The organism is Streptomyces sp. NPDC050997, assembly GCF_040660135.1.
In the GTDB taxonomy this organism is placed as follows: Bacteria; Actinomycetota; Actinomycetes; order Streptomycetales; family Streptomycetaceae; genus Streptomyces.
Genome location: NZ_JBFAGK010000006.1, coordinates 165819 through 185318, shown reverse-complemented (window position 1 = coordinate 185318; position 19500 = coordinate 165819). Strand labels below are relative to the sequence as shown.

Annotated in this window: 18 protein-coding genes; 9 read left to right on the top strand and 9 right to left on the bottom strand. The window is 67.9% G+C overall.

What is annotated here, in order from left to right; all coding sequences use genetic code 11:
• Window positions 1–235: 235 nt before the first annotated feature.
• The 3 genes from AB0H86_RS16030 (at window position 236) to AB0H86_RS16020 (ending at window position 2979) form a co-directional block, all read left to right on the top strand.
• Window positions 236–790, top strand: a complete 555-nt coding sequence (locus AB0H86_RS16030) for a hypothetical protein (protein WP_362437720.1) — start codon at window positions 236–238, stop codon at window positions 788–790.
• A 42-nt stretch (window positions 791–832) separates the two neighbouring features.
• The gene (locus AB0H86_RS16025; protein WP_362437718.1) at window positions 833–1564 is read left to right on the top strand and encodes a hypothetical protein; all 732 of its coding nucleotides are present in this window, start codon (window positions 833–835) and stop codon (window positions 1562–1564) included.
• Between the two features lie 1001 nt (window positions 1565–2565).
• Window positions 2566–2979, top strand: a complete 414-nt coding sequence (locus tag AB0H86_RS16020) for a hypothetical protein (RefSeq protein WP_362437715.1) — start codon at window positions 2566–2568, stop codon at window positions 2977–2979.
• A 166-nt stretch (window positions 2980–3145) separates the two neighbouring features.
• Here the strand turns inward: AB0H86_RS16020 and AB0H86_RS16015 are convergent, their stop codons facing one another.
• Together AB0H86_RS16015 and AB0H86_RS16010 are read right to left on the bottom strand one after the other, a co-directional pair.
• Window positions 3146–3994, bottom strand: coding sequence for an inositol monophosphatase family protein (locus AB0H86_RS16015; protein WP_362437712.1), 849 nt, complete (start codon window positions 3992–3994; stop codon window positions 3146–3148).
• 228 nt (window positions 3995–4222) lie between these two features.
• Window positions 4223–4726, bottom strand: coding sequence for an ATP-binding protein (locus tag AB0H86_RS16010; RefSeq protein ID WP_362437710.1), 504 nt, complete (start codon window positions 4724–4726; stop codon window positions 4223–4225).
• A 265-nt stretch (window positions 4727–4991) separates the two neighbouring features.
• On the opposite strand from AB0H86_RS16010, the gene AB0H86_RS16005 reads away from it, so the two are divergent.
• The gene (locus AB0H86_RS16005; protein WP_362437707.1) at window positions 4992–5843 is read left to right on the top strand and encodes a helix-turn-helix transcriptional regulator; all 852 of its coding nucleotides are present in this window, start codon (window positions 4992–4994) and stop codon (window positions 5841–5843) included.
• A gap of 11 nt (window positions 5844–5854) precedes the next feature.
• The gene (locus AB0H86_RS16000; RefSeq protein ID WP_362437704.1) at window positions 5855–6046 is read left to right on the top strand and encodes a hypothetical protein; all 192 of its coding nucleotides are present in this window, start codon (window positions 5855–5857) and stop codon (window positions 6044–6046) included.
• Between the two features lie 24 nt (window positions 6047–6070).
• Here AB0H86_RS16000 and AB0H86_RS15995 read toward each other — a convergent pair whose 3' ends face one another.
• Entirely contained in the window at window positions 6071–7480 is a 1410-nt protein-coding gene (locus AB0H86_RS15995; RefSeq protein ID WP_362437701.1) for an Nramp family divalent metal transporter, read from the bottom strand.
• Window positions 7481–7790: 310 nt separating this feature from the next.
• Here AB0H86_RS15995 and AB0H86_RS15990 point away from each other — a divergent pair, with 310 nt between their 5' ends.
• A complete protein-coding gene (locus tag AB0H86_RS15990; RefSeq protein WP_362437698.1) occupies window positions 7791–9140 on the top strand; it encodes a M14 family metallopeptidase in 1350 nt (449 codons plus the stop codon).
• Between the two features lie 141 nt (window positions 9141–9281).
• Here the strand turns inward: AB0H86_RS15990 and AB0H86_RS15985 are convergent, their stop codons facing one another.
• From AB0H86_RS15985 to AB0H86_RS15965, 5 genes are all read right to left on the bottom strand, one after another.
• Window positions 9282–10028: a hypothetical protein gene (locus tag AB0H86_RS15985; protein ID WP_362437695.1), complete on the bottom strand. Its 747-nt coding sequence runs from the start codon at window positions 10026–10028 to the stop codon at window positions 9282–9284.
• A gap of 114 nt (window positions 10029–10142) precedes the next feature.
• Entirely contained in the window at window positions 10143–11621 is a 1479-nt protein-coding gene (locus AB0H86_RS15980) for a gluconate:H+ symporter (RefSeq protein ID WP_362437692.1), read from the bottom strand.
• A 118-nt stretch (window positions 11622–11739) separates the two neighbouring features.
• The gene (locus tag AB0H86_RS15975; RefSeq protein ID WP_362437689.1) at window positions 11740–12150 is read right to left on the bottom strand and encodes a RidA family protein; all 411 of its coding nucleotides are present in this window, start codon (window positions 12148–12150) and stop codon (window positions 11740–11742) included.
• On the bottom strand, window positions 12147–12911 hold the full coding sequence (locus AB0H86_RS15970; RefSeq protein ID WP_362437686.1) for an IclR family transcriptional regulator: 765 nt from the start codon (window positions 12909–12911) through the stop codon (window positions 12147–12149). The genes AB0H86_RS15975 and AB0H86_RS15970 overlap by 4 nt, the downstream gene beginning before the upstream one ends.
• Window positions 12908–14080, bottom strand: a complete 1173-nt coding sequence (locus AB0H86_RS15965) for a sugar kinase (RefSeq protein ID WP_362437683.1) — start codon at window positions 14078–14080, stop codon at window positions 12908–12910. The genes AB0H86_RS15970 and AB0H86_RS15965 overlap by 4 nt, the downstream gene beginning before the upstream one ends.
• A 137-nt stretch (window positions 14081–14217) precedes the next feature.
• Here AB0H86_RS15965 and AB0H86_RS15960 point away from each other — a divergent pair, with 137 nt between their 5' ends.
• Window positions 14218–15483, top strand: a complete 1266-nt coding sequence (locus AB0H86_RS15960) for an amino acid deaminase (RefSeq protein WP_362437680.1) — start codon at window positions 14218–14220, stop codon at window positions 15481–15483.
• 20 nt (window positions 15484–15503) lie between these two features.
• Window positions 15504–17126, top strand: coding sequence for a D-aminoacylase (locus AB0H86_RS15955; protein WP_362438527.1), 1623 nt, complete (start codon window positions 15504–15506; stop codon window positions 17124–17126).
• Window positions 17127–17147: 21 nt separating this feature from the next.
• Here the strand turns inward: AB0H86_RS15955 and AB0H86_RS15950 are convergent, their stop codons facing one another.
• On the bottom strand, window positions 17148–18029 hold the full coding sequence (locus AB0H86_RS15950) for a serine protease (protein WP_362437677.1): 882 nt from the start codon (window positions 18027–18029) through the stop codon (window positions 17148–17150).
• Window positions 18030–18265: 236 nt separating this feature from the next.
• On the opposite strand from AB0H86_RS15950, the gene AB0H86_RS15945 reads away from it, so the two are divergent.
• Window positions 18266–19477, top strand: a complete 1212-nt coding sequence (locus AB0H86_RS15945; protein ID WP_362437674.1) for a pyridoxal phosphate-dependent aminotransferase — start codon at window positions 18266–18268, stop codon at window positions 19475–19477.
• The last annotated feature ends 23 nt before the right edge of the window (window positions 19478–19500 follow it).

The following is a 19500-nucleotide window of genomic DNA, read 5'->3' as shown; positions in this document are numbered from 1 at the left end:
CGTGGCGGGATTTGACCATTCCACCGACACGACGTCTACGACACCACGGGCAACCAGATCCAGGTCTTCGGGCTCATGGCCCACCTGGGAGGAGCGGTAACCGCTCGCCAACAAGTCAGAGCGCATCCATGGACGTGCAGATCCACCGAGCTGCACCAAGCATTCCCCGCCACCGGTACGCGGAAGGGCCGATATCGGATCGCGTGCGGTGGTCGCCAACTGACACGCTGCCTCCATGGATCACGCGGAAGTACTGCTCATCGGTGGGCGGGCGGGTGTCGGCAAAACGACCGTGGGATGGGAGGTTTCGGCGCTGCTGCGCACAGCGGCAGTTCCCCACGCTGTGATCGATGGCGACTTCATGGGGCAAGTGCACCCGGCGCCTGAGGGAGACCCTGACCGCTCGGAGATCACCGAGAGCAACCTGAGAGCGGTGTGGGCAAACTTCGCTCAACGCGGCTACCGCCGCCTGATCTATACGAACACCGTGAGCGTGCTGCCTGAAGCGACGGGCATGTTTGAGCGCGCCATGGGGACCGAGGCGCGGATCATACGGGTTCTGCTCACCGCCTCCGATGCCACAGCTCGGGAACGGCTGGTGGGCCGGGAACTCGGCTCGGAGCTGGAGAAGGAACTGGAAGGCAGTGTTCGCAAGGCACGACTCCTGGATGAGCGGGCTCCTGCAGGGACGGTGAGAGTGGTGACGGACAGTCGGCTTGTGGTGGACATCGCGCGGGAGGTGGCGGCCGCCACTGGCTGGGCCGAGCCCCTCCCCACCTACGGGTCGTGATCGTGTGCGGCACCCCAGGTGAAGTTCTCGATGGGCGACACCTTGGAGGTCGAGACCACGGGGCAGCCGCTGACGTTCGCGCCTCGCTTCGACATCGCCGGACCTCAGGTGATCATTGCGGGTTACGCGGACCCGGCCGGGCGCGAGCGGCTGATCGGGGCGACTTTCGGGAGCATGCAATGGCTGTGGTCGGAAACCGATGAGGTTCGGTTCGCCGCCGACAGCCGGGAATTGATCGGTGCCACCCTCCACCTGCCCCCGAAGTCCGCTCTCCCGCAGATCTGTCACAAGCGCCCGAACAGGCTGCCGACGCAGCGGGGCGGCTTACGCGCGGACGCCGCGGAGGAGTTCGATCTGCTCCAGACGACCGTTTTCTGCTACCCGTCCGACGCCGCCGAGCTGATGTGCCTGAAGGGTCTCGATGTCCGCAAAGGCCCGGCGCCCGGAAGGATCGGCATCGCCTCCGATGTATGCCTCCCCGTTCAGGAAGGGTCCATGGTCGGCTGGAGCCTAAGCGACCCCGCGCGGTATCTGACGGACAGTTACGCAGATCCAGACACCGGTCCCCCTGCAACCGCGACTGGGCTCCGGCTTGCCGAGTGCCTAGCGCTGATCTCCGAGCCGCTCGTCGACGGGGTGATGGACGGGGAACCGGAGGCCTGGCACAGACTTCGGGCTGTCGAGCTCGCCCTGTGTGAACAGCGGGAGGACCGTCGCCGGGCGGACGTCCTGCACCGGGTGGTCAGCCGGTTGATGGAGGACTACGGATCCTGATCCACCGGTGGACTGGGTGAAGGGCCATACGCCCGACACAGCTTCGATGAAGGGTTGCTTGCATCATGACCACTGGAAAAACTGAAGGGATTCCGGCTATGCCAACCCGAAGCATGAAATGTAAGCAAGCGCTCACCAGGTTCGGAGAACTTGTCTGGTTTGGCTTGAATTTGGAGTCTAATCCCGTATACGGCTACCTTCAGGTGCCGTCCATGAAATGGCGCTACGCCTCTCCGCGCGAAGAGGTCGCACAACTCATAGAAAACGTCGTGAAAATGTCACCGACCCAAGTGGAGTGGACACTGGACAGGACACGGAGAAATTGGGTGCTACTACCTACTCGAATTTGACAGGAAGCTCAAGGGCTCAACAATCCCGCTTTCGCGGACGCAGTCCACTCGGTCAATGTTGAGGATCAGGAATTCTGCTCCAGGGCACTCTCAGATTTCGAGCTCATCATTCAAGTCCTCCAGCAAGACCAGATTCCGGAAGACTGATTCGGCCAGTCGACGGGCCATATTCGGTCGTCAGTCCTCCCGCCCGGTCAGACGAGGAGTGGTCAAGATCAGTCAGGAGTTTATCGTTCCGGACGACATAGAGGTCCGGGAGACGATCGGTGAATGGCCGGAGGTTGACGAGGAAGGAGTGCACCACATTGCTTGCCGTGGAGAGGCCGGTGACTGCCTTTTTCTGTCGTACAGTCCCGTTCAGAAGTCCGTAAGAGTTCGCTGGGATAGAAGCAACGGGGATGAATTTCTGGATCTTTTCCGTGAAGGCGCGACCAAGTTGACGGTCGCGTCGGATCGACGCGGCTCTCTTTTGATCGCCGAGTATCGTGTGGGCGACTCTGTAGGGAATTTGGATATTCAGACTTCCCCCCGCTTTGCGGTCCGGGATCGGCTTCTCTTCGCATGACGCTCACCGCCTAGAACCCGGGGTATGTTGAATGAACGAAGAATTTCCGGTCTGTGTACGAGTGGACGACCGGGACGCTGAGTAAGATGCTGGTCGATGGCGACGGACCCTGGCTCCTTCGTTTGGCATCTCCTGCCGGCATTGAATCGACCTCAACAGGCGACGATGTGTTCGAAGCGCTGCGGATCATGAGGACGGACGTGTCTTCAAAGGAAATCGTGATCTATTGCAACGGGTCTCGGGTTGACGTGAGGCCATCAGGCTTGTCTGCATCGCATGGGGCCTGGATGGTCTATGTTCTTCATATGTGGCGCCCACCGACTGTGCGTGACCTCGTTCCGATTTTCGGCCAGGCGTCGGCGAATCGAATTGGCTCCGTGGCGGAACAGGACGCCTATTGGATGCGCCATCTGAAAAACAGGAAGAATTGGCTGAATTTCATCAACCCCGTTTGGTGGATCTATTTTTTCACCGCGTCTTGGGGGAAGCCTAAATGGTGAGCTCAGCCAGATTCTACGATATGCGCATGGAACAGGATCTTCTTTTCGCTCCAAAGATCGGGCCTGGAGATTCTCGGCAAGTTTGCAGTGCATTCACACAAATCAGGGCAGCTCACGGACGCGCTTGTCGGCGTATGCCCGAGCGTCTCCGAATCGCCTTGCGGCGCTAATCACCATGGGTGAGGCCCTGAAAGTCACGACTTCGCGGCAAGCCCTTCACCAGCTGCAAGAACTCCTCATGCAGCCGACCGTTGGTGACCAGCACAGACATATCGCCTTCCAGCACGGACGCTCCACTCAGGTCGGTCACCCGCCCACCCGCCTCTGTGACAATGACCGGCATCGGAGCGACGTCCTCATAACCCATCGGCGGCCCGGCAATGACGCCGGCATCGGCCCGGCCCGTCACAAGGGCCACGATCATGCCCGTTGAGGGCACCAGGAGGACCCGGCGGTGGAGAGCGGAAAGGAGCTCCTCCGACCATCCGGCCGGATTGTGCATCAGCGTCCTTGCCCCGCCCAGACCGGTCCGCTTCGTGACCCGAGCACGGCGGCCCGACCGCAGGTTCGGGCCCGGACCAGGCAGCACCCAGCAGCCCAAACCGCGACCCGCCACGATCATCTGCTGACTCATGGGCATGTTGATCACGCCGATAGCCGGCCCGTACTCGTCCTCGTAGGCGATGTCATTCGAGAACAGCGGTACCCGGTGCATAAAGTACCTCGTGCCGTTGATGGGGTCGATGATCCATCGCCGTCCTGATATCCCGATGGTCGCTCCTCCCTCCTCTCCGAAGATCCCGTCGTCCGGCGCATGCTGGCTCAGCTCGTCTCTGATGAGTTCCTCAACCGCCACGTCGATCTCGGTGACCTCGGTGCCGTCCGTCTTGAGACGGCTGTGCCAGTCGTCGCTGAAGAAACCTTGCGCCGACTTCTGCCCGGCACGACCGGCCAGGCGAATAGCGAACTCCAAGAGCTCTCGGTCAACGGGAGGAGCCTCGAACACGTAGTCCATCCGTCGAGTTTTTCACGGCTCCCCGTACCGTGATTGGAGCCAGATCAACTTCGTACACTGTGGAGCCACTTCCGAACCGTGCATTGGATCCCAAAGAGGTGCTTACAAACAATTCACCCGGCCCGGCACCTGACTTCCAGATGAACACGGCTGGAGGACACCGGGCCGTCGAGGCAGTGAACGCACATGCTGCCCGCCACTCCCCATTTCAATCGAGGAGCCCCTGGCTCAACATCCCCTTCCGGTAGCCCTCCCGTACGTCGTCGCGCCCGCCCTCGGCAGCGTCGCCCACATCCTTGTCCCGCCGCCCGGTTCGTGGGCCTCGCCGAAGCCCCACGTGCCGTCGCAGGCGCGGCAGACGCAGGCCAGGACGCGGAGGGCGGCGCGGCGGCGGGTGTCGCAGGCTGTGGCGAGGTGGGGTTGGGTGTGGCGGGGGTGGCTGTCGTAGGCGATCAGGCGGAGGGTGGCGGAGCGGTAGCGCAGGGACAGGTAGAAGGTCGGGGTCTCCGTGAACTGGGCTGCGGTTGCGGTGAGTTCACCTACCGCCTGTAGGGCCGGGTCCAGCATGTCGTGCAGGTTGTGGGTCTTCAGGACCTCTCGGGTGGCGGCTCGGGCGAGTGAGGGGCTGGCCAGGGCCGCGGGGAGCGTGAGGCTGTAGGACAGGGTTTCGGGCGTGGGGGCGGTGGGGTCGGCCGTGTGGGGCGGGGCCACGGGGCAGCGGGAGATGGGCATGGGGTGACTCCTCTTGGGCGTGGGGGCGGTCTTGCGGTGGCAGCTGGTGGCCTGTCTCCCTGCCGCGGGCCCGGCCCCTCCCAGGGCGGGAGAGTGCGGGCAGGCTCGTGTGATGCGCTTCCAGTAGCCGGGGGTAACTGACGCGCTACCTAATGTAGAGAGGTAGTTGGTTACATTGCCACTTCGTCAGTGAAATTGACCCGGACGTGGTGGGTCGGCACTGGTTCACGGCAGACTGCTGACGACCCATACGGGAAGGAAGGGCATGCCACCGAGGACGACACCGACCGAGCGGCAGAAGCGTCTGGGCAGCGAGCTGCGCAAGATGCGGATGGCGGCGGGCATAACGGCGGATCAGGCCGCTGGGCTCCTCGGCCTCGACCGGGCGAAGATCTCCAACATCGAGACGGGCATCCGCACCATCAGCGAGGAGCGACTCCGTACTCTCGCCTGCAACTGCGAGTGTTCCGACCAGGCATACGTGGAGGCCCTGGTGAGCCTGGCCCGCACCAACGGGCGGGGCTGGTGGGAGCGTTACCGTGGAGCCCTCGCCCCCGGGCTCCTGGACATCGCCGAGTTGGAATCGCACGCCGTGCGTATGCGGACGGCCCACACCGCGCACATCCCGGGCCTGTTCCAGACCAGCGATCACGCACTCGAACTCTTCAGGGCTGTGCTGCCGCCGCTGCCCGAACACGAGGTCGCTCTGCGGCTGGCGTTCCGTGCGGAGCGTCAGCAAGTGCTGGAGGGGGAGAATCCGCCCGCGTACGTCGGTGTCGTACACGAGGCCGCGCTGCGCATGCAATTCGGCGGGCCAAAGGTGGCTCGCGCCCAACTGGAGCACCTGTTGTCGGTGTCCGAACGGCCTGCGGTGCTTCTGCGCGTCGTCCCGTTCGCCGCCGGTACGTTCCCCGGGGCCGGACAGACCGTCAACTACCTCGAAGGACCCACGCCCCAGCTCGACACCGCACAGGTCGACACTTCCCACGGGCCGGAATTCCTTGGTGAGCAAGCACAGTTGGCGAAGTACCGTGCCCACCTGGACTGGATGGAACGTATCGCCCTGTCCCCCGAGAACTCACGCGACTTCATCCGGGGCATCGCCAACAGCTTGTGAGGAGCAGTCCGATGGACGAGATCACATGGGAAGAGCCCTTCTGCGGCGAGGGAGCGAGCTGCTTCCGCCTCGGCACCGACCCCGCCGGCAACGCCTACATCGCCATAGCCGGTGCCGAGGACGCCTACCTCACCGACACCCGGGAAGCGCTCCGCTCGCTCATCCTCGAGATCAAGGCGGGCAAGGCCGATCACCTGCTCTGACCGGCCCCGGTTCCAGGAGCCGCCCTAGAGGAAGTCCGCCCACGGCTGGTCCCAGATCTGCTTCACGCACAGGATCAGGAACAGCAGGCCCGCGATCGCCAGCATGGCGTTGCTGAGCAGGCCGTTGCGCCATTCGCGGGGTGTGCGGGAGGAGTTCAGGAGCCACAGCAACGTGCCGGCCAGGAAGGGGAGGAAGGCGGCGCCGAGGACGCCGTAGAGGATGATCAGGCGGAACGGCTGGCCCTGGAAGAGCAGGATGATCGGGGGGAAGGTCAGCCAGAGCAGGTACGCGCGGAAGGGCCAGGACTTCTCCCGGCCGCCCGACGCGATCGCCTCGCCCGACGCCGCACCGCCATCCGACGCCGCACCCGCACCCGCACCCGCACCCGCACCCGCACCCGCAGTGCCCTTCTCGGCCCGTGCCGCCGCATCCGTCCGGTACCGCGCCACGAAGTCCGCGAACATCAGGCTCACGCCGTGCCAGACGCCGATCAGGGAGGTGAAGGACGTGGCGAAGAAGCCGATCAGGAAGAACTTGGCCGTCGCCGTGCCGTACTTGTCCTCCAGGATGTCGCTCAGCTGGATCAGGCCCTTGTCGCCGCTGGCGATCGCCACGTTCGCGGAGTGGAGCAGTTCCGCGCCCACGAAGAGCATCGCCACGACGAAGATGCCGGTGGTGGCGTACGCGACCCGGTTGTCGAGGCGCATGACCTTCATCCAGCCCGTGTTCGTCCAGCCCTTCGCGTTGACCCAGTAGCCGTACGCGGCGAGGGTGATGGTGCCGCCGACGCCGCCGATCAGGCCGAGGGTGTTGAGGATCGAGTCCTTCTCGTCGGGCAGGACGGGGAGCAGGCCCGCGAAGGCGTCGGCCAGGTTGGGGGTGACCCTGATCGCCAGGTAGACCGTGACCACGAACATGACGCCCACCAGGACCGTCATGACCTTCTCGAAGATCTCGTACTTGTTGAACCAGACGAAGACCAGGCCGACCAGTCCGCAGGCGACGGCCCACGCCTTGAGGTCCATCACGTCGGGGAACAGGGCCTGCAGGGGCAGCGCGCTCGACGACATCGCGGCCGCGCCGTAGACGAAGCCCCAGATCACGACGTAGACGACGAAGAACCAGGTGGTCCAACGGCCCAGGCTCGCCCAGCCGTCGAAGAGGGTGCGGCCGGTGGACAGGTGCCAGCGGCCCGCCGCCTCGGCGAGGGAGATCTTGACCAGGCAGCCGATGATGGCCGCCCACAGGAGGGTGTAGCCGAAGTTACTGCCCGCGATGAGCGTGGCGACGAGGTCACCGGCGCCGACGCCGGTCGCCGCGACGACGATTCCGGGACCGATGTACTTCCAACTGGACTTCCGGGGGGTCGAGGTGGCCGCCGTTCCTGGCGCCGCGTTGTCCTTGCTGTCCGTGCTGTCCGTGGTGTCCGCCATGCCGATCAAGAAAGCGTAAAGCGGACGATGAGGCAAGAGGGCGTGCGGTGAAGGAACTGGATGGGGGACGGGTTCGCCCACCTGCGCGAACCTTCGCCAATGGCCCCTGTCCGCCGCACAGTTCAGGCCATCGGGGCTTTATTCGCTCTTGACCTGCTCATGCCACAAGCAGACGATGAGCGGCACACCCGCACCAGGGCCCGCCGGCAACGCCCACCGCCGGCCGGCCCGCAGCTACGTCGCTGGACCACCCCCGCTCCACTCCCCCACTTCCGGAGATCCCGGAAACCTGGAGAACCTAGGAGACTTCATGCGACTTCGTGTACGAGGCTCGGGCGCCCGCGCCGGCAGACGACGCGCCGCCGTCGCCGCCGTCGCCTGTCTCGCGGCGCTCGCCCTGGCGGCCCCGCTCTCCGCGAACGCCGACAGCGCCCAGAAGGCGGCCCCGTCCGCCGACGACATCCGCCAGTACGAGGTGCACATGCCCTCGAACTCCCAGTCCCGCACGGCGCTCCAGCAGGCCGGCGTGACGGTGGACGACGCCGACGACCACTCGGTGTTCGTCTCCGGCCGCGCGGACCAGGTCAAGAAGCTGAGGCAACTCGGCTACGACGTCACGCTGATGGGCGCGGCGCCGGACCGGTCGAACGGCGCGGACGATGTACGGCTCCTCGACTTCCCCTCGGCCGACTCGCGCTACCACAACTACGCCGAGACGAACACGGAGATCAACACCCGGCTCGCGGCGTACCCGAACATCATGAGCAAGCGCGTGATCGGGAAGTCGTACGAGGGCCGGGACATCGTCGCCATCAAGATCAGCGACAACGTGGCGACGGACGAGGCCGAACCCGAGGTGCTGTTCACGCACCACCAACACGCCCGTGAGCACCTGACGGTGGAGATGGCGCTGTACCTGATCCGCGAGTTGGGCGCCGGCTACGGCTCCGACTCCCGGATCACCAACATGGTGAACAACCGTGAGATCTGGATCGTGCCCGACCTCAACCCGGACGGCGGCGAGTACGACATCGCGACCGGCTCCTACCGTTCATGGCGCAAGAACCGGCAGCCCAACAGCGGTTCCTCGTACGTCGGTACGGACCTCAACCGCAACTGGAACTACCGCTGGGGCTGCTGCGGCGGCTCCTCGGGCTCGACGTCCTCGGAGACCTACCGGGGCAGTGCCGCCGAGTCCGCGACCGAGGTCAAGGTGGTCGCCGACTTCGTGCGCAGCCGGGTCGTCGGCGGCAAGCAGCAGATCACGGCGGGCGTCGACTTCCACACGTACAGCGAGTTGGTGCTGTGGCCCTTCGGGTACACCACCGCGGACACGGCTACCGGCATGACGGCGGACGACCAGAACGCCTTCGCCACGATCGGCCGGAAGATGGCCGCGAGCAACGGCTACACGCCGGAGCAGTCAAGCGACCTGTACATCACGGACGGGACGATCGACGACTACCTCTGGGGTACGCACAAGATCTTCAGCTACACCTTCGAGATGTACCCGTCGTCCAGCTCCGGCGGCGGTTTCTACCCGCCCGACGAGGTCATCGAGCGGGAGACCGCGCGCAACCGGGACGCGGTGCTGCAGCTGCTGGAGAACGCGGACTGCATGTACCGGTCCATCGGCAAGGAGGCGCAGTACTGCGCCTAGGCGCGAAGCGCTGGGCGCACGCAGGGTGGGTCGGGGCCGGTCCTTGTCGGGACCGGCCCCGGTGCGATTACGGCCGTGGCGCTCGCCTACGTCGCGTACGGGGACGCGTACGGGTGCGGGTACGGGTACGGCTACGCGTCCTCAGTCGGCGTCCTTCTCGTCGGACGCCTCCGCCTTGGGCTTCGCCGTCTCGGACTTCGCCGTCTCGGACTTCGCTGCCTCGGACTTCGCTGCCTCGGACTTCGCTGCCTTGGGCTCTCCGGCCTCGGCCTTCTCCGCCGCCCCGCCGTTCTCTTCCTCGGTGACCTCAGCGTCCTCGGCGACCTCGTCCGCGCTCTCCTCGTCCCCGTCCTCGAAGTACTCGTCGAGAACGGCGTCCAACTGCTCGTCCCACTCCGTGAAACGGCTCCTGGACGTGGCCTCGATCTCGATCGGGTACCAGCGGCGGTCGGGGGTGTGCACGGTGATGGTGAGCCGCTTGCCGAAGCGGGGGACCTCCGTCTCGACGGCGCCGATCTCGTCCCAGCGGAACTCGCACGCCTGGTCGTCCAGGGTGAGCCGGACGCCCTTGTGGTCGGCGACGATCTTCGCGCGGCGGTCGGACGCCTCGAAGACGGGCCCGTCGGGTTCCTCGTCGGTCTCGGGCGACTCCGCGACGGAGACGTCCGAGACACCCGGGACCTCCGAGGCATCCGAGTCATCAGAGCCGTCCGACGCCTTCGGGCCGGGCTCCTCGGAACCGGCCTCATCAGAGACCTCCCCCTTGGGCTCCTCCGGTCTGGCGTCCGCCGGTTCGCCGGACACGGGTGAGGTGAGCCCGGGGATGAAAGCCGGGTCGAATCCGGCGCCTTCCAGGGGCTGGCTGCTCGAACCTATGCGCTGCTCCACAGCGGGCAGTATGGTCGACGATCCTGTGTCGGGCACAGCCAGCCCCAACTTTGTTATCAGACGCCTACATGGGGCCACACGACCACATGGGGCCACACGAACAGATTCATCGGGCTACACGAACAGACTCAGCACCGCCGCCACCACGAACCCCGCCACCGACAGCACCGACTCCAGCACGGTCCACGTCCTGAGCGTGTCCCGTTCGCTGATGCCGAAGTACTTCGCCACCATCCAGAAGCCGCCGTCGTTGACGTGCGAGGCGAAGATGGAGCCGGCCGAGATGGCCATGATGACGAGGGCGACGAAGGCCTGGGAGTGATCGCCCTCGGCCAGCAGAGGCGCCACGATGCCCGCCGTCGTGACGATCGCGACCGTGGCCGAGCCCTGCGCGACCCGCAGGACGACCGAGATCAGGTACGCCAGCACGAGCACCGGCAGCCCGACGTCGTTGAAGGTGTCGGAGAGGGCCTGGGCGACACCGCTGGCCTTGAGGACCGCGCCGAAGATCCCGCCCGCGCCGACCACCAGCAGGATGTTGCCGACCGGCTTCAACGAGGCCGTGGACACGGTCTCCAGGGACTTGCGGGACCAGCCGCGACGGATGCCCAGCAGGTAGTACGCGAGGAGCAGGGCGATCGTCAGGGCCACGAAGGGATGGCCGAAGAACTCGATCACCGAGCGGCCCGTGGAGGGGTCCAGGGCGATGGACGAGAAGGTGGCCGCGAGGATCAGGACCAGCGGCGTACCGATGATGCAGAGGACCGTGCCCAGCGGCACCGGCTCCTCACGCGGCGCGACGCCCTGCTCGCGCTGCTCGTCGATCACCGCCTGCTTGGCCTCCGCCGCCGCCTCCACCATGTCCTGCGGTACGGCGACGAAGATGCGGCGGCCGATCCACGCCGAGAAGGCCCAGGCGGCCAGCACGGCCGGGATGCCGCAGATGACGCCCATCAGGATGACCCAGCCGAGGTCCACGTGCAGCAGACCGGCCGCCGCGACCGGGCCGGGGTGCGGGGGCAGGAAGGCGTGGGTCATCGACAGGCCTGCCAGCAGGGGCAGGCAGTACAGCAGGATCGATTTGCCGGAGCGTTTGGCGGCCGCGTACACGATCGGCGCGAGGACGAAGATGCCGACGTCGAAGAAGACCGGTATGCCGAAGATGAGGCCGGTCATGCCCATCGCGAGCGGGGCGCGCTTCTCCCCGAACAGGTTCAGCAGCCGAGACGCCAACACCTCGGCGCCGCCGCTGACTTCGAGGATCGCGCCGAGCATGGTGCCCAGGCCGATGATGATCGCGACATGGCCGAGGATGCCGCCCATGCCGGTCTCGATGGTGGACACCGCGTCCGATCGCTGGACGGTGCCGAAGAGTTCGGTGACCGACAGGCCGGCCAGCAGGCCGACGGCTATGGAGACCGCGAGCAGCGCGACGAACGGCTGGAGTCTCGCCTTGATGATGAGGAACAGCAGGAGCGCTATGCCGATGGCGGCGACGGTCAGGAGGCCGGCCGTGCCGTCGATGAGGAGGAGCAGACCGCCGGTGTGGGGTGGGGCTTCGGGGGTCGTTGCGGCCGCGAGCGGAAGGGACATTCGGGGGTCCTCTGCGTAAGATCATGGAGCTTTCGGGCAGGGAGGATCGCGGCACGGCACCCCGAGAGGTGCCGGACCGTGTACGTCGTGCGGGAGTTGAGGAGCCGTCAGTCGAGGTTCAGCCCAGGACGGCGAGCGCGTCGATCTCGATGAGGAGCCCGGCGGGGAGGCCGACGTAGACCGTCGTGCGGGCGGCCGGGGGCGCGGTGAGGCCCTGCTCCTCGAAGTAGGTGTTGTAGATGCCGTTCATCTCGGCGAAGTGGTCGACGTCCGTGAGGTAGACGCGGATCATCATCGCGTCGTCCCAGCTCGCGCCGCCCTCCTCCAGGATCGCCTTGACGTTGGCGAGGGTCTGGAGGGTCTGCTCGCGCAGAGTGGGGCCGGCGGGCGTGGGCGGCTTGCCCTCCTCGGCCGGGAGGAAGCCGACCTGTCCGGCAACCTGGAGGATGTTGCCCTTCTTCACACCGTGGGAGAACTTCGCGGGCGGGGTGGTGTGGGTCTTGGGGGTGAGCGAGATCTTCTCGGTCATGAGGTGACTTCCTTGACGGGGGTCCTGCCGGAGTACTCGCCGCTGATGGCGTCCGCCGTACGGCGCACCAGCGGGAGCAGGGTGAGGAGTTCGTCGGCGGTGACGACGACGTTCGGCGCGGAGACCGACATCGCTGCGACCACACGGCCGTCGGCGCCGCGGATGGGGGCCGCGACGCAGTTGATGGACTCCTCGTGGCCGCCGAGGTCGGTGGCCCAACCCTGTTCGCGCACCTTCTCCAACTCGCGTACGAAAGCAGCTGCGTTGGGTGTCGAACGGGACGTGTACAGGGGGTAGTCGAGCTTCTCCGCGAGGGCCCGGCGCTCGGCTTCCGGGAGGTCGGCGAGGAGCAGCTTCGCCACGGCCGCGACGGTGATGGCCACCGGTTTGCCGATCCGCGAGTACATGCGCACCGGGTAGCGGCTCTCCACCTTGTCGATGTAGAGGACCTCGTCCTCCTCGTAGACGGCCAGGTGGACGGTGTGTCCGCACTGTTCGTTGAGACCCGTGAGGTGGGGGTGGGCGATCTCGCGGATGTCGAGGTTCTCCATCGCCTCCTGGGCGAGGGCGATGAGGCGGGCGCCGAGGCGGTAGCGCTGGTCGGACTGGCGGTAGACCATGCCGTGTTCGTGCAGGGTGCGCAGGAGGCGCAGCGCGGTGGACTTGTGCACGCCGAGGCGCTCGGCGACCTGGCCCAGGTCGGCGGGGCCCTCGGCGAGCAGCGGCAGGATGCTCAGCGCGCGGTCGACGGTCTGGCTCATGGCGTACGTACCTCCTTCTCGGCCCGCTTCTCGGCCCGCTTCGCGGCCTGTGTCCAGCCGGGCCCGAGTCGAAGTCTCCCCCACGCGTCGTCGTCCAGGGCCACCAGTCGGTCGGCGTGATCGCGGGCGGGGGGCGGGGCGAGGTCGCCGGGGGCGGTGAGGGCGGCGGCGGCCCAGAGGTGACCGTGCCTCAGGCGGTCTCGTACGGGGAGGTCGCGGAGAGTGCCGGAGAGGAAGCCCGCGGCGAAGGCGTCGCCCGCGCCGACGGCCGCGACGATGTCCACGTGGGGGGCGCTGACGTGGGTGGCGGTGCCGTCGGGGTCCTTGCCGACGCCCTCGTCGACGCCGTCGCCGTCGCCGTCGCTGAAGCCTTCGTCGACGCCGTTGCTGAAGCCTTCGCCAACGCCATTGCCGAAGCCCTCGTCGACGCCCTTGCCGAAGGCGACCGCTCCGTCTCCGCCCTGCTTGACGACCAGGAGGTCCGGTTCGGGCAGCGCGGCCACGAGGGCGTGTGCTCCGTGCAGGCCCCAGGCGTCGCGTGCCTCGTCGGCCCCGACGAAGACGATGTCGGTCCGGCGGGCCAGGTCGAGCAGGACGCGGGGGCCGTCGGTGTCGCGCCACAGTCCGGCACGGAAGTTGACGTCGAAGGAGACGAGCGGCCGGTCGGGCCGGGGTGCGGTCAGCTCCCACAGGAGGGCGAGGCAGTCGTCGGAGAGGGCGGCCGTGATCCCGGAGAGGTGGAGCACCCGCCCCGCCCGCACCGTCGTCAGATCCATGTTCCCCGGCGCCATCGCCGAGGCCGCCGAGCCCGCCCGGTAGTACGCCACCTCGTGCGCGTCCGTCTCCCGGTCCCCCGCCGTGCGGAAGTACACGCCCGTCGGACGGGCCGGGTCCCGGCGAACGGCGGACACGTCGACGCCGTATCCCCCGACCGTCTCCAGGAGGTGGTCGCCGAACCCGTCGGCCCCGACCCTGCTGACCCACTTCACGGCGTGGCCGGCGGCGGCCAGCACGCACGCCACGTTCGACTCCGCGCCCCCGATCCCCCGGTCGAAGGAGGGAACATCGGCGAGACGGCCCGGCCGGGAGGGCAGGAACGTGACCATGGACTCGCCGAGCGCGACGACGTCCACGACGTCGGGGGCATTGCACGGTCCGCTGGTGGTCACGATCGTCGTAGCTCCTCGGCCGGTTGCGGATGGCGGCGGATTCGTTGACCCCGCGTCGCCGGAGATGTTAGACAGCGGTAAGCGATATACGCAACGAGTGTTGCACATAATGCAATCGAGCTGATCAGGGAGGCTCCATGGCCATCGAAGCGCTCGCCGGCCTGGCGGCGGAACGGGTGGATCACCGCTTCAAGGGCCTCCCCCCTGACGCCGACGGCCTGACCGTCGGCGAGCTGGCCGCCCAGCGCCGCAACCTCTTCACCGACGGTTTCGCCACTCCCGTACTGGCCCTCTCCGCCGAGCGCCTCGAGCACAACCTGCGGCTCATGGAGACGTACGCGGCCCGGCACGGCCTCGCCTTCGCCCCGCACGGCAAGACCTCCATGGCGCCGCAGCTCTTCCAGCGGCAGATCGAGCACGGGGCGTGGGGTGTCACCCTCGCGGTGCCGCATCAGGTCCGGGTGGCCCACGCCTTCGGGTTCCGGCGGATCTTCCTCGCCAACGAGCTGGTCGACGCGGCCGCCCTGCGCTGGATCTCCGGCCGGCTCGACGCCGACGACGACTTCCGGCTCCTCTGCTACGTCGACTCCGTGCGCGGGGTCGAGCTGATGGACGCGGCCCTGCGCGGCGCCCGCCGCCCCCTGGACGTCGTCGTCGAGCTCGCCGCCGGCGAGGGCGCCCGCACCGGCGTCCGTACGGAGGCGGAGTGCGCGGCGGTCGCGGACGCGGTGGCGGGGACCCGGACGCTACGGCTCGTCGGCGTCGCGGGCTACGAGGGCGAGGTGCCGGGGGCCACCTCGGAGCGGGTGCACGAGTGGCTGCGCCGGCTGGTGGCGCTCGCCGCCGACTTCGACAAGGCGGGGCGGTTCGCCGACGCGGAGGAGATCGTGGTCAGCGCGGGCGGCAGCGCCTGGTTCGACGCGGTGGCCGATGTCTTCGCCGAGATTCCCGAACTGTCCCTGCCCGTGCTGAAGTTGCTGCGTTCGGGCGCCTACGTCTCGCATGACGACGGCCACTACCGCAAGCTCACGCCCTTCAACCGGGTTCCAGAGGAGGGCGCTCTGGAGCCCGCGTTCCGGCTCTGGACGCAGGTGGTGTCCCGGCCGTCCGCCGAGCAGGCGTTCGTGAACGCGGGCAAGCGGGACGCGGCCTACGACCTCGACCTGCCCTTCGCCCAGGTGGTCCGCCGGGACGGCGTCGAGCGCCCGGCCACCGGGATCGAGGTGACCGCCCTGTCCGACCAGCACGCCTGGCTGCGCACGGCCCCCGAGGCGGACCTCGCCGTCGGGGACTGGGTGGGCCTGGGCCTCTCCCACCCGTGCACGTCCTTCGACAAGTGGCAGCTGATCCCCCTCGCGGAGGCGGACGGCACGGTCGTCGACTACATCCGTACGTTCTTCTAGGGAGGCGGGACGTGACAGAGCTGGCAGAGCTCGTCATCCGGGACGCGGACGTGGTCGACGGCTCGGGCGGCGCCTCGTACCGCGCCGATGTGGTGATCGACGGCGGCCGGATCGTGTCGATCGTCCAGGAGGCCGCGGCGGCGGGCTGCCAACGCCCGAGGGCCCGCCGGGAACTGGACGCCGAGGGCCTCGTCCTCTCCCCCGGCTTCATCGACATGCACGCCCACAGCGACCTGGCGCTCCTGCGCGACCCCGACCACAGCGCCAAGGCCGCGCAGGGCGTCACGCTCGAAGTCCTCGGCCAGGACGGGCTGTCGTACGCGCCGGTCGACGACCGTACGCTCGCCGAGGTCCGCAGCGCGATCACCGGCTGGAACGGCGACGGGGACGACATCGACTTCGACTGGCGGTCGGTCGGCGAGTACCTCGACCGGCTCGACCGCGGTTTCGACGGGCAGGGCATCGCGGTGAACGCCGCCTATCTCGTCCCCCAGGGCACGGTCCGCGCGCTCGCCGTCGGCTGGGAGGACCGCGCGGCCACGCCCCGGGAGCTGGACCGGATGCGGCAACTGGTCGCCGAGGGCCTGGAGCAGGGCGCGGTCGGCCTGTCGTCGGGGCTCACCTACACCCCCGGCATGTACGCCAAGGACGCCGAACTGACCGAGCTGTGCCGGGTGGTGGCGTCGTACGGCGGCTACTACTGCCCCCACCACCGCTCCTACGGCGCCGGGGCGCTGGAGGCGTACGAGGAGATGGTGGCCCTCACCCGCGAGGCGGGCTGCGCGCTCCATCTCGCGCACGCCACCATGAACTTCGGCGTCAACAAAGGCCGCGCGCCCGAGCTGCTGTCCCTCCTGGACGACGCGCTCGCCGCCGGATCCGACATCAGTCTCGACACGTACCCCTACACGCCCGGCTCCACCACGCTGGCCGCCCTGCTGCCGAGCTGGGCGAGCGAGGGCGGCCCGGAGGAGGTCCTGAGGCGGCTGGCGGACCAGGAGACGGCGGAACGCGTCCGGCACCACCTGGAGGTGGTCGGCGCGGACGGCTGTCACGGAGTGCCCGTCGAGTGGGACACGATCGAGATCTCGGGCGTGCGGGACCCCGGGCTGGGGGACTTCGTCGGCCGTACCGTCCAGGAGTCCGCCGACCTGCGCGGCGAGGCCCCCTGGGTGACCGCCCGCCGGCTCCTCCTCGACGACCGGCTCGGCTCGACGATCCTCCAGCACGTCGGCCACGAGGAGAACGTGCGGGCGATCATGCGGCACCCCGTCCACACCGGCGGCTCGGACGGCATCCTCCAGGGCGCCAAGCCGCACCCGCGCGCGTACGGCACCTTTCCCCGGTATCTCGGCCGGTACGTACGGGAGTTGGGGGTGCTGACCCTGGAGGAGTGCGTCGCCCGGCTCACCGCACGCCCGGCGGCCCGGCTGCGCCTGCCGGACCGCGGGCTGGTCCGCGAGGGTTACCGGGCGGACCTGGTGCTGTTCGACCCGGCCACGGTGGCGGCGGGGTCGAGCTTCGAGAACCCGCGGGTGCTGCCGACGGGCATCCCGTACGTCCTGGTCGACGGCCGTTTCGTGATCGAGGACGGCCGACGGACGGATGTGCTGGCGGGGCGGGCGGTGCGGAGGACTCCGTAGCCGCTCACGGCTTCCGCGGTGCTACGGCTTGGGCAGGGTGCACCCGCTCTTGCTCAGGTCGAGCTTGTTGTCGAGGCCGAAGCAGGCCGGGATCTGGTAGGTCTCCTGGGCGTAGTTGATGCCCTGGCGGACGGTGACGGTGCCGTCCGCGGCGACCTCGCAGGGGTTGTTGTCGGTGCAGCGGCCGCCGTCCTCGTTGCCGGTGTTGTTGACGGCGACGACCTTGCCGGTGGCGTTGTCGATGACGGGCGAGCCCGAGGTCCCGCCGATGGTCTGGCAGGCGGAGGTGTAGCGGACCGAGTCCTTCCAGGTCCACTCCCCTTCCTTGAGGCGGTAGGCGAAGCCGTCGACGTTGCACGCGTAGGTGCGCTTCCAGTAGCCGGAGACGACGGTGATGGCGGTACCGGCGGTGGGGTGCGCGTCGTTCAGGGTGAGCGCGGTGATCCCGTACGAGCTCTTGATCTGCGCGTACGTGGTGGTGAGCTGGTACAGCGAGACGTCCGTGTCGGTCATCGTCGCGTACGCGATCTTGCTGGCGCGCAGGGTGCCGAGCCGTGTGCCGGCGGAGTTGAGCAGGCCGAAGGTGCGGGTGGAGGCCTGGTCGACGACGACCTCGCCGGCGGCCGGGAACCCGGTCTCCAGGCAGTGACCGTTCGACATCACCAGCGCCGGGTCGTCGTCCTCCGAGGCCGGGAAGCGGACCACCGAACCGGAACAGTTGCTGAGCGAGACGGTGCCGGCGAAGGTGACGGCCTGGATCGCGGGAGCGGCGGTCTCCTTGGCCGGCGCGGTCTCCGCGACCAGCGCGGTCTCCTTGGCCGGCGCGGGCGCCGCGACCGCGGGTGCCGCGCCGGTCCCGGCGATCACCAGGGCGAAGAGCGCGGCGGCGAGAGGCTTTCTCATGTGGGGGGTCCCCTCTGTATGACGAAGGTGACCGGAGATCTTCCGGCCACCCACAGATTTGTCATGCGCATTGTTAATGGAGGGGCGCGCGGGGGCAAGGAGCTGTTTTCGGACAGGTCCGGAAGGGTCGGGAAACGCCCGTCGGAGCCTCACCGGCGATACCGACTCAAACCGACGCGTCCCACGTGGCGGAAAACACGACCCACGGAGCGTTACCGGGCCGTAAGCTCCCAGACATGCAGGTGATCCAGTCGACCAAGCTCGCCAATGTCTGTTACGAGATCCGGGGCCCGGTTCTCGAGGAGGCGATGCGCCTGGAAGCGGCAGGGCACCGCATCCTGAAGCTGAACACCGGCAACCCGGCCGCGTTCGGCTTCGAGTGCCCGCCCGAGATCCTGGAGGACATCCTCCGCAACGTCTCCTCGGCGCACGGCTACGGCGACGCGAAGGGCCTGCTGGCCGCGCGCCGCGCGGTCGTCATGCACAACCAGACCCTCGGCATCGAGACCGACGTCGAGCACGTCTACATCGGCAACGGCGTCTCCGAGCTGATCGTGATGGCGATGCAGGGACTGCTGGACGACGGCGACGAGGTCCTCGTCCCGGCCCCGGACTACCCGCTGTGGACCGCCGCCGTCTCCCTCTCCGGCGGTACGGCCGTGCACTACCGGTGCGACGAGCAGGCCGACTGGATGCCCGACCTCGCCGACATCGAGCGGAAGGTCTCCGACCGCACCAAGGCGATCGTCATCATCAACCCGAACAACCCGACGGGCGCGGTGTACGACGAGGCGATGCTGCGCGGGCTGACCGACATCGCCCGCCGACACAACCTGCTGGTCTGCTCGGACGAGATCTACGACAAGATCCTCTACGACGACGCCACGCACACGCCGACCGCCTCGGTCGCCCCCGACCTGCTGACCCTCACCTTCAACGGGATGTCCAAGGCGTACCGGGTGGCCGGCTACCGGGTCGGCTGGATGTCGATCTCCGGGCCGCGCGCGCACGCCGACTCCTACATCGAGGGTCTGACGATCCTGGCGAACATGCGCCTGTGCGCGAACATGCCGGGTCAGCACGGCGTGGTCGCCGCGCTCAGCGGCCGCCAGACCATCAACGAGCTGGTGCTGCCGGGCGGGCGACTGCGGGAGCAGCGGGACGTGGCGTACGAGCTGCTGACCCAGATCCCCGGGGTGAGCTGTGTGAAGCCGAAGGGGGCGCTGTATCTCTTCCCGCGTCTCGACCCCAACGTCTTCAAGATCAAGGACGACCGGCGGATGGTCCTGGACCTGCTCCGGCAGGAGAAGATCATGGTCGTCCAGGGCAGCGGCTTCAACTGGCCCGAACCGGACCACTTCCGGGTGGTGACGCTGCCGTCGGTCGGCGACCTGCGCTCGGCGATCACCCGGATCGGCACCTTCCTCGACGGTTACGGCCAGCCGTGACAGGGCCCACGACAGGGGCCGGT